The following is a 16455-nucleotide window of genomic DNA, read 5'->3' as shown; positions in this document are numbered from 1 at the left end:
CTTCTGTGAGTTATAGACCGCTCATAAAACTCATTCCTCGTACTGCTTGGCTTGTAACGGGGTAGTTCGAAATTATATTCGCCCTCAGGTTGGTTGGCTGCTCCGACGAGACTTGGCTGTTGGGGGGGGGGTGAGGGCGGCTTTTCCGTGTAGGCCGGAGGGAACTCATAGCGGGGCGGTGGCTGCGTATCCGCCGAACGCGGTTTTGCTCGCATGGATTTTTCATAGCTTGGCAAGCGCGACGTGACGGAATCGATTGGCATATAAAGCTCCGTATTCATAGTTGAGCGGTCTGATTTGCGAGACGTATCTGGAGGTCTATTGAAGCCTGTGCGCCTCATTCATCAAATCGGACTTTCGCTTTTTAACAGTGAGAAGGGGCTCCAAAGCCATGTAGTAAAAGTCGCGGTTGGGTTAGGCATAAAGACCATCGCCACATGATGGAACGTCTCCCGATGGGTCGAAATCTGCGACAATCCCTCCCACTCAATCGATTAATGCTGTGCAGGTCTCGCCTGCCTTACCCAAAAGACCCTTGCCGCCCTGATGACTGACCAAGCGCCGACTATCGACCAACTGCTCAAAACCCTCGATCACGCCATGCTTGCCGACCGCAACCGCTTGCGGCGGCAGTTGCTTGAGCTGCGCAAGAAACCCGACGAGGAAAAGCTGGCGCAGTGGGTTGCGCGGATGCAGGCGTCCTGCGCCCAGGTCACGGCGCGGCGTGCCAGCCTGCCGGTGATTCGCTACGACGACAGCCTGCCGATTGCCGCCAAGCGCGATGAAATCAAGGCGGCGTTGAACAAGCATCAGGTGCTGATCATTGCCGGTGAGACCGGTTCGGGTAAGACCACCCAGCTGCCGAAAATCTGCCTCGAAATCGGTCGGGGCCAGTTCGGCCTGATCGGCCACACCCAGCCACGCCGGATCGCTGCGCGCAGCGTTGCCAGCCGGGTGGCCGAAGAACTGGCTACGCCGCTGGGCGCGCTGGTCGGCTATCAAGTTCGGTTCGAAGACCAGAGCGATTCGAACACCCTGATCAAGCTGATGACCGACGGCATCCTGCTGGCGGAAACCCAGAACGACCGCTATCTGGAACGCTACGACACGATCATCGTCGACGAAGCCCACGAGCGCAGCCTCAACATCGACTTCCTGCTGGGCTACCTGAAAACCCTGCTGCCGCGTCGCCCGGACCTGAAGGTGATCATCACCTCGGCGACCATCGATCTGGAGCGTTTTTCCAAACACTTTGACGGTGCACCGATTGTCGAGGTGTCGGGCCGCACCTTCCCGGTGGACACGTGGTATCGCCCGTTGACCCTGGAGCAGGACGAGGAGGGCAACCGCGTCGAAGACGACTTGACGGTTGACCAGGCGATCCTCGCCACCCTCGATGAGATCGCCGCTTATGAGCGCAGCGAACGGCGCAGCCCCGGCGACGTGCTGGTGTTTCTACCGGGTGAGCGCGAGATTCGCGACGCCGCCGACATGTTGCGCAAAGCCCAGCTCAAGCACACCGAAATCCTGCCGCTGTACGCGCGCCTCTCACCGGCCGAACAGCAGCGCATCTTCCAGTCCCATCCGGGCCGGCGCGTGGTGTTGGCGACCAACGTTGCGGAAACCTCGCTGACTGTGCCGGGCATCCGTTATGTGATCGACAGCGGCACCGCGCGTATCAGCCGCTACAGCTATCGCGCCAAGGTGCAGCGCCTGCCGATCGAGGCGATTTCCCAGGCCAGCGCCAACCAGCGTAAAGGCCGCTGTGGCCGGGTCGAGCCGGGGATCTGCATTCGCTTGTTCAGCGAAGAAGACTTTATCGGCCGCCCGGAATTTACCGACCCGGAAATCCTGCGCACCAACCTCGCTGCCGTGATCTTGCAGATGCTGCACCTGCGCCTCGGCGAAATCACCGACTTCCCGTTTATCGAGCCGCCGGACGGCAAGGCCATCAGCGACGGTTTCAACCTGCTGCAAGAGCTCTCGGCGGTCGACCGTAACAGCCAGCTCACGCCGTTGGGTCGCCAACTGGCGCGCCTGCCGGTGGACCCGCGCATGGGCCGCATGCTGCTGGAAGCGGCCAAACTCGGCAGCTTGCAGGAAGTGCTGATCGTCGCCAGTGCTATGTCGATCCAGGACCCGCGCGAGCGTCCGCCCGAACGTCAGCAAGCCGCCGACCAGGCCCATGCGCAGTGGAAAGATCCGGACTCGGACTTCGCTGGTTTGGTCAATTTGTGGCGCGGCTTTGAAGAACAGCGCCAGGAATTGACCGCCAGCCCGCTGCGCAACTGGTGCCGCAAGAACTTCCTCAACTACCTGCGCCTGCGCGAGTGGCGCGATTCCCACCGGCAGTTGAGCCTGATCTGCCGCGATATGCAGTTGACCCTCAACAAAGAGCCGGCGGACTTTCCAAAGCTGCACAAGGCGGTGTTGTCCGGCTTGCTCAGCCAGATCGGCCAGAAAACCGAAGACGGCGATTACCTCGGCGCACGCCAGCGACGCTTCTGGATTCACCCGTCGTCGGGCATCGGCAAGAAGCGCCCGCAATGGCTGATGACCGCCGAACTGGTGGAAACCACCAAGCTGTATGCGCGCATGGTCGCCAAGATCGATGCCGACTGGATCGAGCCGCTGGCCGGGCACTTGATCAAGAAAAACCACTTTGAGCCCCATTGGGAGAAGAAGCGCGGGCAAGTCGTGGCCTTTGAGCAGATCACGTTGTTCGGGCTGATTGTGGTCGGGCGGCGGCCGGTGCATTACGGGCCGATCGACCCAGTGGTGTCGCGCGAGCTGTTTATCCGCGAAGGCCTGGTGCGTGGCGAGATTCAATCGCGGGCCAAGTGCCTGACGGCCAATCAGCAATTGCTGGAACAGCTCGACGAGTTGGAAGCCAAGGCGCGCCGCCGTGACATCCTGGCCGATGAAGAAACGCTTTACGCTTTCTACGATGCGCGCCTGCCCGCAGAAATCCACCAGACCGCGACCTTCGACAGCTGGTACAAGGTCAACAGCCAGAAAGACCCGCAACTGCTGATCATGCGCGAAGAAGACGTGCTGGCCCGCGAGGCCAATGAAGTCACCGCCGCGCATTATCCGGACACCCTGCACTTGGGCGACCTGGAACTGGCGTTGAGTTACCACTTCGAACCCAATCACCCGCGCGACGGCGTGACCCTGCGCGTGCCGGCACCGCTGTTGCCGGCCTTGCCGCCGGAGCGTCTGGAATGGCTGGTGCCGGGGGTGATCGAGGCCAAGTGCATCGCCCTGGTGCGCAACCTGCCCAAGGCGCTGCGCAAAAACTTTGTGCCAGTGCCGGACTTCGTCAAGGCCGCTTTGCAACGCATCGAATTCGGCCAGGGCTCGTTGCCTCAGGCGTTGGGCCGCGAGCTGCTGCGCATGACCGGCGCGCGGGTCAGCGATGAAGCCTGGGCCGAAGCGTCACAGCAGGTGGAAAACCACCTGAAGATGAACCTTGAAGTGGTCGACGGCCAGGGCAAGTTCCTCGGCGAAGGCCGCGACCTGGCTGAACTGACGGCGCGCTTTGCCGAGGCCAGCCAGGCAGCGTTGGCCGTGCCGCAAACCGCGAAAAGCCAGCAGCCGGTGGAGGCCAAGGTGTTTGCGGCGGTGGCGGAAAAAACTCAACAGAAGATTGCCGGGCTGTCGATGACGGTGTATCCGGCGCTGGTGGAAGAAAACGGCACGGTCAAGGAGGGGCGCTTCTCGACGGCGGCCGAGGCTGAATTCCAGCATCGCCGCGCATTGCAGCGTCTGCTGATGCAGCAACTGGCGGAACCGGCCAAGTTCCTGCGCGGCAAGTTGCCTGGCCTGACCGAACTGGGGCTGATGTACCGCGAATTGGGGCGTATCGACGCGCTGGTGGAAGACATTCTGCTGGCCAGCCTCGACACCTGCGTACTTGAAGGCGAAGCCAGCCTGCCGCGTGACGGTGCCGGTTTGGCTGCCTTGGCTGAGCGCAAGCGTGGCAGCTGGACTGAACACGCCGAACGCCTGGCGCGCTTGACCCTCGAGGTGCTGAAACTCTGGCATGGCTTGCAGAAGCGCTTCAAAGGCAAGATCGACCTGGCCCAGGCCGTGGCCCTAAATGACATCAAGCAGCAGTTGAGCAGCCTGGTGTACCCCGGTTTCGTGCGGGAAACCCCGGCGCAGTGGTTCAAGGAACTGCCGCGTTACCTCAAGGCTATCGAGCTGCGCCTGGAGAAACTGCCCAGCCAAGTACAAAAGGATCGGGTATGGAGCGGCGAGCTGGGAGGCTTGTGGACGCACTACGAAAACCGCCTGAAAAAGCACGCCCAGGAAGGCAAGCGCGATCCCCAGTTGGAGCTGTATCGCTGGTGGTTGGAGGAGTATCGGGTGTCGTTGTTTGGCCAGCAATTGGGCACCAAAGTGCCGATTTCCGACAAGCGCCTGAGTAAACAGTGGAGCTTGGTGGAGGCCTGAGATCGTTCCCGGTTTCAAGGACGACGCAGGTCCAGTGTGGGAGCGGGCTTGCTCGCGAAGGCGGTGTTTCAGTTGATACATCTGTGACTGACACACCGCCTTCGCGAGCAAGCCCGCTCCCACATTAAAATGGACATATCTGCGAGATGGCGCCAAATCCCAGGGTTTGTGGCAAACTTCGCCGTTATAAATGCCGGGATCGTCGTGAAGCGTCGCGACGCGATGGAATAAAGCGATGCCAGTTTGGTGTCCGCGGTGCGGAATCGGACTACTTACAGTTTGGTACGACGGTACCAATATCTTCTGCCTGACAGATTTAGAGGAACGACCGTGCATAACGTCGTCATCAGCGGCACTGGCCTGTACACCCCGGCCAACAGCATCTCCAACGAAGAGCTGGTGCAGTCTTTCAATGCTTACGTGCAACAGTTCAACAGCGCTAACGCCGCCGCCATCGAGCGCGGTGACGTGCAAGCCTTGACTGAATCCAGCGCAGCCTTCATCGAAAAAGCCTCGGGCATCAAGAGCCGCTTCGTGATGGACAAAGACGGCATCCTCGACCCGCAGCGCATGGCCCCGCGCCTGCCTGAGCGCAGCAACGACGAGTGGTCGGTGCTCTGCCAGATGGCCATCGGTGCTGCCGAACAAGCCCTGCAACGCGCCGGCAAGACCGCCGCTGACATCGACGGTGTCATAGTCGCCTGTTCGAACCTGCAGCGCGCCTACCCGGCCATCGCCATTGAGGTCCAGGAAGCCCTGGGCATCGAGGGTTTTGGTTTTGACATGAACGTGGCGTGTTCCTCGGCCACCTTCGGCATCCAGAACGCCGCCAACAGCATCCAGCTGGGCCAGGCGCGGGCGATCCTGATGGTCAACCCGGAAGTCTGCACCGGCCACCTGAACTTCCGCGACCGTGACAGCCACTTCATCTTTGGTGACGCGGCCACGGCTGTGATCCTCGAGCGCGCCGACCTGGCCACCTCCGAGCATCAGTTTGACGTGGTGAGCACCAAGCTGCTGACCAAGTTCTCCAATAACATCCGCAACAACTTCGGCTTTCTCAACCGCGCCGCGGAAGAGGGCGTCGGCGCGCCTGACAAGCTGTTCGTGCAGGAAGGCCGCAAGGTTTTCCGCGATGTCTGCCCGATGGTGGCCGAGCTGATCGGCGTGCACCTGGCGGAAAACCAGCTGAACGTGGCCGATGTGAAGCGCTTTTGGCTGCATCAGGCCAACTTGAGCATGAACCACCTGATCGTGAAGAAACTGCTCGGCCGCGAAGCCACGGTGGAAGAAGCGCCGGTGATCCTCGACACCTACGCCAATACCAGTTCGGCAGGTTCGGTGATTGCGTTTCACACCTATCAAGATGATTTGCCCAAGGGTTCCGTGGCCGTGCTCAGTTCGTTTGGCGCGGGCTATTCGATTGGCAGCGTGATCCTGCGTAAACGCTGATCTACCGGTCGATCACGGTCAACTGTGGGAGGCTGGCTTGCCTGCGATACAGACACCTTGGTGTATCAGTTACACCGCAGTGATGCCATCGCAGGCAAGCCAGCTCCTACAGGGGATCGGATTTCGACAGTGAAATCGAGGTTAATCAATGGCAGCAGCGGACGACGCGCACCTGCTTGAACGTCTGCTCAAGGGTGAGCAACGGGCCTATAAGGAGTTGGTCGCCACCTATCAGAGCGCCATGCGTGCAGTGGCCTATGCCATCGTCGGCCAGCGCCACGCCGACGAAATCGTGCAGGATGCCTGGCTGTCTGTGGTACGCAACCTGGGCAAATTCGAAGGGCGTTCCAGCCTCAAGACCTGGCTGCTGACTATCACCGCCAACGCGGCCAAGGGGCGCTACAAGCAGAATCGTCGCGAAGTATTGCTCGATGATCTGCCTTCACCCCACGGCACCATTGGTGATGACCGTTTCGCCCCGGACGATGGCCACTGGGCCGTCGCCCCCTACGCCTGGCACCAGGACACTCCGGAAGCCTTGCTGACCGAGGATGAACTGCGTGAATGCCTGGAACACACATTGCTGAGCCTGTCTGAGCTGCAAAGCAGCGTGCTGGTGCTGCGTGAACGCCAGGGCCTGGAGCTGGAAGAGATTTGTAATCTCCTGACGCTGTCGCTCTCCAATGTCCGTGTGCTGTTGCACCGAGCGCGGCTTAAAGTCTTCGCCACGGTGGAGCATTTTGAGGAGACGGGCGAATGCTGACCTGTAAAGAACAAGTGGCACGTTCCAGTGACTATCTCGATGGGCAATTGACCTTTCGCGAACGTCTGCTGGTGCGTCATCACTTGATGTTCTGCCCGAACTGCCGACGGTTTATCCGCCAGATGCGCCTGATGCAGGCAACGCTGAAGATAATGCCGGATGAGCCGGTTGAAGGCGTGGATGCCTTGGCGCAGCGGCTGGCTGCCGAGCGGCTCAAGGATCACAAAGGCGGGGAATAAGCAGGCTCGCGCGGTTGGATCGAACGGATGATGGGGATCGATCCAACCGCGCAAGACTGTTAAAGAAGCAGCTTCAAGCGGTTGGCTTGAAGCTGCAAGTGACATGCTCTTCCTTGAAGCGTGTAGCGTGAAACTCACCGCTGTCCGTCTTAGAACTTGGCTTCTGCGTCCAACTGAAGGGTGTTGGCGTTGGCATCGCGGTAGCCTGCGGCGCTGGCGTAGTCCGCTTTGGTCAGGAAGTAAGTGGCGCCGACAGCGAAGTTCTTGTCGATGTCGTAGCCGACTTTGAACTTGTGACCGCGTGCACCGGTGAAACCGCCGGCGAAGTCCGAGTCGGTGAGGGCGCCGACCACTGCGTAGCGTTGTACGTCGCGGTAGTTGTAGTCCAGGTTGAAGCCGAACACTTTGGACTTGGCACCGAGCAACCAGGCAGTGTCCTGGTCTTTATCTGTGGCTTTGGTGTTTTGCACGTACTGGCCATAGAACGACAACGGTACAGCCAGGCCGCCGATATCGATCTGGCTGAAGCCTTCATACAAGCGGTACTCGCTGGCATTACCGGCTGTGGTGTTGGCGACCGTCTCGGCTGGAGTCAGGCAAGCGGTGGAGCCAGCGGTCGGGCAGCGGCTGTCTTCATCGTTCTGGAACGCATAAACACTGCCGCCCAGCGTCAGTTTCAGGTTGTCGGTCAGGGTGAAGCGCGAACCCAACTGGCCGGCGGTCATGCGCAGGTCATTGCGAAATTGCACGCCGTCGCCGTTGACGTTGTCCTTGAGGTTGTAGTTACCCAGGCTGCCGAACAGTTCGGCGCTGCTGCCCAGTGGGTATTTGTAAGTCAGGGCCAGGCCTTCCGGGTTGATATCGCTATCCCAGATCACATCACCCATGCTGACCCACGGCTGCAGCATTTTGCCGCCGATCACGTGCAGGTTCTTGATCTGGTCCGGGTGGTAGTCGATGTAGCCGAGGTCCAGCCAGATCGACTTCTTGTTGAAGTAGCCGTCCAGGTCCTGGTTGGTGGAACGCGCGTCATCACTGCTACCCGTGGCGATACGGATGCCGGTGTCGACCTGCGAGTTGATCTCGGTGTAGGCGCCCAGACGAGCACGGATGCGCTCACGGTCCTTGTCCTTGCCGCCGTTGTTCGGGGTGCCGTCGATCTTGATGGTTTCGTGGCGGAAGCGCACGTCACCCTTGAGCTGGGTCTTGGCAGCCCAGGCCAGCTTCTGGTCGAAACTGCTCAGCTCATTGGTTTTCTTCGCGGTGGCGGCGATCTGTTCGTTGGTCTCTTGTTGAGCTTGCCGTGCGATCTGCTGTTCTTTCTGGTCTTTGGCCAATTCGCTTTGCAGTTCAGTGTACTGCGCCGCGGTGATCTGACCGTTGGCCTTGAGCATGTCGAGCAATTTAGCGTCGACTGCAGCGCTGGCCGGAACGCTCAGGGCCAGTAACAGGCCGCCGCACAGGGCCGCCGCAGTTTTAGTGGAAGCAAGACGCATATCAATCTCCGAAAGTGAGGAGGGATGGCAAACCATCCAGGACACAACCGACCGATGACGGACGGAAAAATAACCACCTGCTAGAACCAGGGGCTCTAAAAACAGGCGTCAGTATCACGATCGTTTATGACGGCGCAGTGGCTAAGTGATGTCATCTAGATGACAAATTATTTAGGATCGGAACTATTGGTTTAGAGCCTTGTCACGCGATTCGGGGGTGTGCTGGGACCGGCGATAAGCGATACTCGCGAGGCTTTCACGCCCCGATCAGTGAGGATGCACATGCCGTTGCAACGCCTGGACAGCCTGTCCGAAATCGCCCCGCAGGTTTGGGATGCACTGGTGCCGGACGCCCAGCCTTTCGTGCGGCATGCCTTCCTGAGTGCCCTGGAAGACAGCGCCAGCCTGGGTCCGCAATCCGGCTGGCAGCCGGAGCATTTGCTGCATTGGGACGGTGATCGGCTGGTGGCAGCGTTACCCAGTTATCGCAAGTGGCATTCCTATGGCGAGTACGTGTTCGACCATGGCTGGGCGGATGCCTGTGAGCGGGCCGGCATCGATTACTATCCCAAGTTGCTGACGGCTGTGCCGTTCAGCCCGGTGAGCGGGCCACGCCTGTTGGCGGCGAATGCCGAGGCGGGTTTTGAGTTGCTGAAAAGCCTGCCGGGTTACCTCGAAATCGAGGGACTCTCCAGTGCCCACATCAACTTCACTGACGCGCTGGCCGATGCTGCACTGGCGCAACAGCCGGGTTGGTTGCAGCGCCTGGGTTGTCAGTTTCACTGGCAGAACCGTGGCTACCGCGACTTCCAGGATTTCCTTGATGCCTTGAGCTCGCGCAAGCGCAAACAGATGCGCAAGGAACGTGAGCAAGTGGCGGGGCAGGGCATCGAGTTCGAATGGCTGCAAGGGCATGAACTGAGCGAAGCACAGTGGGATTTTGTCTACGCCTGCTACGCCAACACCTACGCGGTCCGCCGCCAAGCCCCTTACCTGACCCGCGTTTTTTTCAGCCTGCTGGCCGAGCGCATGCCCGAAGCGATTCGGGTAGTCCTGGCCAAACAAGGTACCCGCCCGGTCGCCATGGCCTTCAGTCTGATCGGTGGTGACAGCTTCTACGGCCGCTACTGGGGCTGTCTGGCGGAATTCGACCGCCTGCACTTCGAAACCTGCTTCTACCAGGGAATGGACTACGCCATCGCCCACGGCCTGCAACGCTTTGATGCGGGAGCCCAGGGCGAGCACAAGTTGATTCGCGGGTTTGAGCCGGTGATTACACGGTCGTGGCATTACCTGCGCCATCCCGGATTGAAAAACGCCGTAGAGGATTTCCTCGAGCGCGAGCGGGTGGGGATCGTGGCGTATGCCGAAGAGGCGAAGACGGCGCTGCCGTATCGGCAGGTCTAAGGTGAGTGCTACTGGATGAATACGTGTTCCGATATGAATAAGTATTTGTAGTGAGCGGGCTTGTCCCGCGCTGGGCGGCGAAGCTGCCCCAAAACCCGGCGCTGCGATTTGCCTGAAAAAATGCAACGTCTTGGTTAGGGCAGCTACGCCGCCCAGCGCGGGACAAGCCCGCTCACTACAAAGGATAGCGCTCTGCCTCAGCCTGGCTCCTCCTTGCCCAGCCATCGATAGGTAAAGCCGCCGATCACCGCGCCAAGGATCGGCGCGAGCCAGAACATCCACAATTGCTGGATCGCCCACCCGCCGACGATCAATGCCGGGCCGGTACTGCGGGCCGGGTTGACTGAGGTGTTGGTTACGGGAATGGAGATCAGGTGGATCAGGGTCAGCGCCAGACCGATGGCAATGGGCGCAAGGCCCGGTGGGGCGCGGCGGTCGGTGGCGCCGAGGATAATCAGCACGAACATCGCCGTCATCACCAGCTCTGTGACAAACCCCGCCGCCAGCGAATAACCACCGGGTGAATGCTCACCATAGCCGTTGGACGCCAGCCCCGACGCCAGTTCAAACCCCGGTTTGCCACTGGCAATGAAGTACAACAGCGCCGCGGCGACCGTACCGCCGATAACCTGCGCCACGATGTACGCCGGTAATTCCCTGGCCGGAAACCTTCCGCCCACGACCAGCCCCACTGATACCGCCGGGTTGAGGTGACAACCACTGATATGCCCGATGGCGAACGCCATGGTCAGCACCGTGAGCCCGAATGCCAGGGCCACACCCAGCAAGCCGATCCCGACTGCGGGGAACGCTGCGGCCAACACCGCACTCCCACACCCGCCCAACACCAACCAAAACGTACCTAACCCCTCTGTGACTGAACGCTTGAACAAAGACATGCAACACGTCCTTGATAGATCGCTCTACCAGATCAGTAAATCAGTGATGCTCCCTGCAGATTTACTTCAGCGCCCGTCTGGGCACTGCACTGAGTACAGCACGATTGCGGCACAAATCCAGGGCATGAAAAAGCGCCAGTGTCCTTTGGGGTCGGACGCCTGGCGCAAGTCAAGGGTGGGAGCTGGCTTGCCTGCGATAGCGGTGGGTCAGTACTGGGAGGCTGGCTGACAGACCGCCATCGCAGGCAAGCCAGCTCCCACAGGGGTCACGGTGTTGTGTCAGTCGATACCGACAAACCCGCCCGTCTGGTGCTGCCACAACCGCGCATACAACCCACCATGCGCCAGCAACTCGGCATGGCTGCCACTCTCGGCAATCAGGCCTTTCTCCAGCACCACCAGGCGGTCCATCCGCGCAATGGTCGACAAGCGGTGCGCAATCGCAATCACCGTCTTGCCTTTCATCAAGGTCTCCAGGCTTTCCTGGATCGCCGCTTCCACTTCCGAGTCCAGGGCTGACGTGGCTTCGTCCATGATCAGAATCGGCGCGTCCTTGAGCAGCACGCGGGCGATGGCGATACGTTGGCGCTGCCCGCCGGAGAGTTTCACGCCGCGCTCACCCACGTGAGCATCCAGCCCGGTACGGCCTTCAGCGTCCGACAGCAGCGGGATGAACTCATCGGCGCGGGCCTTGTGCACGGCGGCCCAGAGTTCTTCGTCGGTGGCGTCGGGCTTGCCGTACAGCAGGTTGTCGCGGATCGAGCGGTGCAGCAACGAGGTGTCCTGGGTGATCATGCCAATCTGTGCGCGCAGGCTTTCCTGGGCGACCTCGGCGATGTTCTGGCCGTCGATCAGGATGCGTCCGCCTTGCAGGTCGTAGAGTCGCAGCAACAGGTTGACCAGCGTCGACTTGCCCGCACCGGACGGGCCGATCAGGCCGATCTTTTCACCGGCCTTGATCTCAAGGTTAAGGCCGCCAATGATCCCGCTCTTCTTGCCGTAGTGGAAATCTACTTGCTCGAAGCGCACTTCGCCCCGGGGCACGCTGAGGCGCGGGGCGTTGTCGCGGTCGATCACGGCCAGTGGCTGTGCGATGGTTTTCAGGCCGTCCTGCACCATGCCGATGTTTTCGAAAATGCCGTTGACCACCCACATGATCCAGCCGGACATGTTGACGATGCGAATGACCAAGCCGGTGGCCAGCGCGATGGCGCCCACGGAAATCAGCGACTGCGTCCACAGCCACAGCGCCAGGCCGGTGGTGGTGACAATCAGCAGGCCGTTCATGGTGGTGATCACCACGTCCATGCTGGTCACCACCCGGCTGGCCAGCTGGGTTTTTTCAGTCTGCTCGATGATCGCTTCCTTGGCGTATTCCTGCTCGGATTGAGTATGGGCAAACAGCTTCAAGGTGGTGATGTTGGTGTAGCCATCGACGATGCGGCCCATCAGTTTGGAGCGCGCCTCGGACGAAATCACCGAGCGCTCCTTTACCCGGGGCACGAAATAGCGTAGCGCCAGGCTGTAGCAGATGATCCAGCTCACCAGCGGGATCATCAGGCGCCAGTCGGCCTCGGCAAACAGCACCAGGGAGCTGATGGCGTAGATCGCCACGTGCCAGATCGCGTCCACCGCAGCCACGGCAGAGTCACGCAGCGAGTTGCCGGTTTGCATGATGCGCTGGGCGATACGCCCGGCGAAGTCGTTCTGGAAGAAATTCAGGCTCTGCTTGAGTACGTAGCTATGGTTCTGCCAGCGGATCAGGCTGGTCATGCCGGGGCTGATGGTCTGGTGCACCAGCAGGTCATGCAGGGCGCCGAAGATCGGACGCAGCAACAGGGCAACTGCGGCCATCCAGATCAGCTCGGTGCTGTGGACCTGGAAGAAGTTGGCGGGCGGCGTGCCCTGGGCCAGGTCGATGATACGGCTCAGGTAGCTGAACAGCGCGACTTCGATCAATGCGCCGATCAAGCCCACCACCAACAGCGCGGCAAAACATGGCCACACCTGGCGCAGGTAGTAGAGGTAGAACGGCAGGACTTTATCGGGCGGGGCGGCGCTTGGCGCGTCGCGGAAAATATCGATCAGTTGTTCAAAACGACGATAGAGCATTAGGGTTGACGCCCGCCTGGCGGGCTCTCCTGTTCAAATGCGCGCGCAGCCTTGTGGGCTGCGCACGGAGCTTCCTGCAGATCTCAGTCGATGCGCTTGGCCGACTTGATGTAGACAGGATCGATAGGCACGTTCTGCATGCCTTGCTTGGTGGTGGTCTGCGAATTGACGATCACGTCGACCACGTCCATGCCCTTGACCACTTTGGCGAATACGGCATAACCGCGATCACGGCCTGGGTCGAGGAAAGCGTTGTCGGCCACATTGATGAAGAACTGGCTGGTGGCCGAATCCGGATCACTGGTGCGCGCCATGGACAAGGTGCCACGTACGTTATGCAGACCATTACTGGCTTCGTTCTTGATCGGCGCTTCGGTTGGCTTTTGCGACATCGACTGGGTGAACCCACCGCCCTGGACCATGAAGCCCGGGATCACACGGTGGAAAATCGTGTTGTTGTAGAAGCCCTTGTCGACATAGGCCAGGAAATTCTTGGTGCTGATCGGGGCCTTGACCGGGTCCAGTTCGATTTCAATGTCGCCGTTGGTGGTGGTGATCAGTACGTGAGGCGCCTTGGCGGGTTCGGCCGCCATCAGGTTGGCAGCGAACAAAACAGAACCGGCAAGAAAGGCGATTTTTTTCAGCATGGGTCAATGATCCTGGGTAGTGGTTTCGACTGTCGTTAGAAAATCGAGCAGCGTGGCGTTAAAGACTTCGGGTTGATCCAATGGCGTGGCGTGGCGGGAATCTCTGATCACCACCAGTCGCGCATCGGGCAGCAGTTTTACATAGTTTTCTTTCTGCGCCACGGGGGTGTAGTCGTGGTCGGCGCTGATGACAAGGGTTGGACAGGTAATCCTCGAAAGGCGTTCCTGCACACCCCAGCCTACAATCGCATCGAAGCTGGCGAGATAAGCACGTTTGTCGTTTTTTGCCCAGCGTTCGGCCATCTTGCGGCGCAGGTCGGCCTGATGCGGTTTGGGGAATAGGCGGTCGCCCAGCGCCTTGCCGATAGTGGCCAGGCTGAGCACACGCGCCAGGCTCCAGCGCTTGGCCCACTGCCAGTAATCATCGGCGCTGCGTACCTTCACCTCCGGCGCGCTGTTGACGATGCACAGGCTCTTGACCCGTGCAGGTTCATCCACCGCCAGTTGGAAGGCAATCATGCCGCCCATGGATAAGCCCACCACATGGGCGGGCGGCAGGGCCAGGTGTTCGATCAGCGCGAGCAGATCAAAGGTGAAGCCCTGGATGCTGTAGCGTTCGCGCGGTTTGTCCGAGCGCCCATGACCGCGCACATCCACCAGGACCAGGCGGTAATGTTTGGCCAGCACGGGAATCTGCAGCTCCCAATCCTGGCTGCTGGAGCCCAGGCCGTGGATCAGGATCAGCGGGGTGCCGTGGCCGTATTCCTCGTAGTGCAGGCTGCATCCTTCGTGGTCGAACCAGGCCATGCTTGAACTCCGTTTCAGGCTTGCCAGGGGGCAGCGAAGGGCGCGTCCAGGGGGGCGGTGTCAAAGGTGCGCAGCAGTTCCACGAGGATCTGCGTCGCCGGCCCCAAGGGTTTGTCTTTGTTTGAATACAGATAGAACGTGGGGTGGCGGCTGCCGCCCTGTTCCAAGGGTAGCTGCTTGAGCACGCCTTCGCTGAGTTCACGTTCGATCATGTGCCGAGGCAACCAGGCAAAGCCCAGGCCGCTGCCCACAAAGGCGGCGGCGGTGGCCAGGCTGCCGACGGTCCAGCGCTGTTCGGCGCCAAGCCAGCCCACATCCCGTGGTTGCTGGCGACCGGAGTCGCGGATCACCACCTGCATCTGGCTTTCCAGGTCCTGGAAACTCAGCTCGCGATTCATGCGGTGCAGGGTGTGCTCGGGGTGGGCCACGGCGACAAATTCCACATCGCTCATTTCCGTGCCCAGGTAGCCCGGGATGCTGAAACCGCAAATCGCCAGGTCGGCCACGCCTTCAATCAGCAGCTCTTCAACGCCCGACAGCACCTCCTCACGCAGGCGCACGCGGCAACCACGGCTCTGCGGCATGAAGGCGGAGAGCGCGCGCACAAGGCGTGCGTTCGGATAGGCCGCGTCCACCACCAGGCGGACCTCGGCTTCCCAGCCCTGCTCCATATGGTGCGCGAGGTCTTCCAGCTGGCTGGCGTTTTTCACCAGTTGCCGGGAGCGGCGCAACAGCACTTCACCGGCGTCGGTGAGCACCGCCTTGCGCCCATCAATGCGCAGCAGCGGCACACCGAGCTGGTCTTGCATGCGGGCCACGGTGTAGCTCACCGAAGACTGCGAACGGTGCAGCGCTTCGGCCGCCTGGGCGAAGCCGCCATGGTCGACCACGGCTTGCAACGTACGCCATTGATCGAGGGTAACGCGGGGCGCTTTCAAGATGGGTTCCTCTTGTCCTAAGCTGACAGTCCTTATTGGAGACTGCCGAATGAGAAAATTCTGTTGTGTGTTGCTGGCGCTGCTGCCGATGAGCGCATTTGCCTACCCCATCGACGTCACAAAAAAGATCGACGGCGTCAGCATCGATTACACCGCCTCCGATGTGGACGGCGATATCAGTTCGATCCAGCTCAATAACTACGGCACGAATGACGCCGTATGCTCGGTAACCTTCACCAACGGGCCGGAATCACCGCGTCGCCGCACGGTCACGGTGCCGGCGGGAAAAAGCACGAACACCACGGCCAAGTTCAACCGCGCCATTATCAAGATGCGTATCGCCCTGGCTTGCGGGCCGAAGTAACCCGACAGCGGAGCATGCTGACAGCAATACTCCGCTTATGAACAAATTTATAGATGGGTTATAGCAGTTTTTTACGCTTTTTAATCGAATTGGCTCTGTTTAATCTTCACTCCATCGACTTACAGCAATTACAGATGGAGCCTACAAAGCCATGTCCAATGTTCTGATCATCGAAAGCAGCGCCCGCCAGCAGGATTCGATTTCCCGCCAACTCACCCGGCAGTTCATCAGCCAATGGCAGGCCGCCCATCCGGCGGATCAGATCACTGTGCGTGACGTGGCCCTCAACCCGGTCCCGCACCTGGACGCCAACTTGCTTGGCGGCTGGATGAAGCCCGCGGATCAGCGCAACGGCAACGAGCAGGCGTCCCTGGATCGCTCCGACGAATTGACCAACGAACTGCTGGCGGCCGACGTACTGGTGATGGCCGCACCGATGTACAACTTTGCCATCCCCAGCACCCTCAAGGCCTGGCTGGACCACGTGTTGCGTGCGGGTGTGACCTTCAAATACACCGCCACCGGCTCTCAGGGTTTGCTGACCGGCAAGCGCGCCATCGTGCTCACCGCGCGCGGCGGCATCCACACGGGGGCCACTTCCGATCACCAGGAACCCTACCTGCGTCAGGTCATGGCATTCATCGGGATTCACGACGTCACCTTCATTCACGCCGAAGGGGTGAACCTGAGTGGGGACTTCCAGGAAAAAGGCATTAACCACGCCAAGGCGCTGCTGGCACAGGTCGCCTGATCTTTTAATCGCCAGATAATCCCTCGGTGTTTATCTAGCGCCACGCAACCCTTCAAGTACGCGTATCGAACCTCCCTTTGCACTTTTTGCTCCTGAGTGCTCCTGCCCGACTGACGCATTAG

12 protein-coding genes and 1 pseudogene are annotated in these 16455 nt (G+C 60.4%); 7 read left to right on the top strand and 6 right to left on the bottom strand.

Annotated elements, in window-relative coordinates:
- The first annotated feature begins 546 nt into the window (after positions 1-546).
- The 4 genes from hrpA to HU722_RS21355 all read left to right on the top strand — a co-directional run bounded on the left by hrpA (position 547) and on the right by HU722_RS21355 (position 6912).
- Complete coding sequence (hrpA, locus tag HU722_RS21370; protein ID WP_065889774.1) at positions 547-4458, top strand: ATP-dependent RNA helicase HrpA; 3912 nt, start codon at positions 547-549, stop codon at positions 4456-4458.
- A 330-nt stretch (positions 4459-4788) separates the two neighbouring features.
- Positions 4789-5910 (top strand): beta-ketoacyl-ACP synthase III, encoded by a 1122-nt coding sequence (locus HU722_RS21365; RefSeq protein WP_065873826.1) that lies wholly within the window; start codon positions 4789-4791, stop codon positions 5908-5910.
- 148 nt (positions 5911-6058) lie between these two features.
- A complete protein-coding gene (locus HU722_RS21360; protein ID WP_065873825.1) occupies positions 6059-6673 on the top strand; it encodes an RNA polymerase sigma factor in 615 nt (204 codons plus the stop codon).
- Positions 6667-6912, top strand: coding sequence for an anti-sigma factor family protein (locus tag HU722_RS21355; protein ID WP_049712065.1), 246 nt, complete (start codon positions 6667-6669; stop codon positions 6910-6912). The genes HU722_RS21360 and HU722_RS21355 overlap by 7 nt, the downstream gene beginning before the upstream one ends.
- A gap of 620 nt (positions 6913-7532) precedes the next feature.
- On the opposite strand, the pseudogene HU722_RS21350 reads toward HU722_RS21355, so the two are convergent.
- Positions 7533-8408: pseudogene (locus HU722_RS21350) on the bottom strand (putative porin); the annotation flags it as partial.
- 282 nt (positions 8409-8690) lie between these two features.
- Here HU722_RS21350 and HU722_RS21345 point away from each other — a divergent pair.
- Positions 8691-9815 (top strand): GNAT family N-acetyltransferase, encoded by a 1125-nt coding sequence (locus HU722_RS21345; protein WP_065873823.1) that lies wholly within the window; start codon positions 8691-8693, stop codon positions 9813-9815.
- Positions 9816-10012: 197 nt separating this feature from the next.
- Here the strand turns inward: HU722_RS21345 and aqpZ are convergent, their stop codons facing one another.
- From aqpZ to HU722_RS21320, 5 genes are all read right to left on the bottom strand, one after another.
- Positions 10013-10714 (bottom strand): aquaporin Z, encoded by a 702-nt coding sequence (gene aqpZ / locus HU722_RS21340; protein WP_065881213.1) that lies wholly within the window; start codon positions 10712-10714, stop codon positions 10013-10015.
- Between the two features lie 279 nt (positions 10715-10993).
- Positions 10994-12826, bottom strand: a complete 1833-nt coding sequence (locus tag HU722_RS21335) for an ABC transporter ATP-binding protein (RefSeq protein ID WP_065873822.1) — start codon at positions 12824-12826, stop codon at positions 10994-10996.
- 83 nt (positions 12827-12909) lie between these two features.
- The gene (locus tag HU722_RS21330) at positions 12910-13473 is read right to left on the bottom strand and encodes a peptidylprolyl isomerase (RefSeq protein ID WP_065873821.1); all 564 of its coding nucleotides are present in this window, start codon (positions 13471-13473) and stop codon (positions 12910-12912) included.
- Between the two features lie 3 nt (positions 13474-13476).
- Positions 13477-14280, bottom strand: a complete 804-nt coding sequence (locus HU722_RS21325) for an alpha/beta fold hydrolase (RefSeq protein ID WP_065873820.1) — start codon at positions 14278-14280, stop codon at positions 13477-13479.
- A 14-nt stretch (positions 14281-14294) separates the two neighbouring features.
- Positions 14295-15218 carry a PA3225 family LysR-type transcriptional regulator gene (locus tag HU722_RS21320; RefSeq protein WP_065891102.1) on the bottom strand — a complete coding sequence of 308 codons (924 nt, stop codon included), beginning with the start codon at positions 15216-15218 and terminating at the stop codon, positions 14295-14297.
- Positions 15219-15267: 49 nt separating this feature from the next.
- Between HU722_RS21320 and HU722_RS21315 the strand changes: the two genes are divergently transcribed.
- Together HU722_RS21315 and HU722_RS21310 are read left to right on the top strand one after the other, a co-directional pair.
- Positions 15268-15582 carry a 3-phosphoglycerate kinase gene (locus HU722_RS21315; RefSeq protein ID WP_065873818.1) on the top strand — a complete coding sequence of 105 codons (315 nt, stop codon included), beginning with the start codon at positions 15268-15270 and terminating at the stop codon, positions 15580-15582.
- Positions 15583-15733: 151 nt separating this feature from the next.
- Positions 15734-16333, top strand: a complete 600-nt coding sequence (locus HU722_RS21310) for an FMN-dependent NADH-azoreductase (RefSeq protein ID WP_065891101.1) — start codon at positions 15734-15736, stop codon at positions 16331-16333.
- Positions 16334-16455: the final 122 nt, after the last annotated feature.

The sequence above is a fragment of the Pseudomonas tritici genome, from assembly GCF_014268275.3.
Taxonomy (GTDB): Bacteria; Pseudomonadota; Gammaproteobacteria; order Pseudomonadales; family Pseudomonadaceae; genus Aquipseudomonas; species Aquipseudomonas tritici.
This window is presented reverse-complemented; position numbering and strand designations above follow the sequence as displayed.

Coding starts and splice junctions, on each gene's coding strand:
- hrpA (WP_065889774.1), top strand. CDS start 547: ATGACTGACCAAGCGCCGACTATCGACCAACTGCTCAAAACCCTCGAT.
- HU722_RS21355 (WP_049712065.1), top strand. CDS start 6,667: ATGCTGACCTGTAAAGAACAAGTGGCACGTTCCAGTGACTATCTCGAT.
- aqpZ (WP_065881213.1), bottom strand. CDS start 10,714: ATGTCTTTGTTCAAGCGTTCAGTCACAGAGGGGTTAGGTACGTTTTGG.
- HU722_RS21360 (WP_065873825.1), top strand. CDS start 6,059: ATGGCAGCAGCGGACGACGCGCACCTGCTTGAACGTCTGCTCAAGGGT.
- HU722_RS21310 (WP_065891101.1), top strand. CDS start 15,734: ATGTCCAATGTTCTGATCATCGAAAGCAGCGCCCGCCAGCAGGATTCG.
- HU722_RS21325 (WP_065873820.1), bottom strand. CDS start 14,280: ATGGCCTGGTTCGACCACGAAGGATGCAGCCTGCACTACGAGGAATAC.
- HU722_RS21345 (WP_065873823.1), top strand. CDS start 8,691: ATGCCGTTGCAACGCCTGGACAGCCTGTCCGAAATCGCCCCGCAGGTT.
- HU722_RS21315 (WP_065873818.1), top strand. CDS start 15,268: ATGAGAAAATTCTGTTGTGTGTTGCTGGCGCTGCTGCCGATGAGCGCA.
- HU722_RS21330 (WP_065873821.1), bottom strand. CDS start 13,473: ATGCTGAAAAAAATCGCCTTTCTTGCCGGTTCTGTTTTGTTCGCTGCC.
- HU722_RS21335 (WP_065873822.1), bottom strand. CDS start 12,826: ATGCTCTATCGTCGTTTTGAACAACTGATCGATATTTTCCGCGACGCG.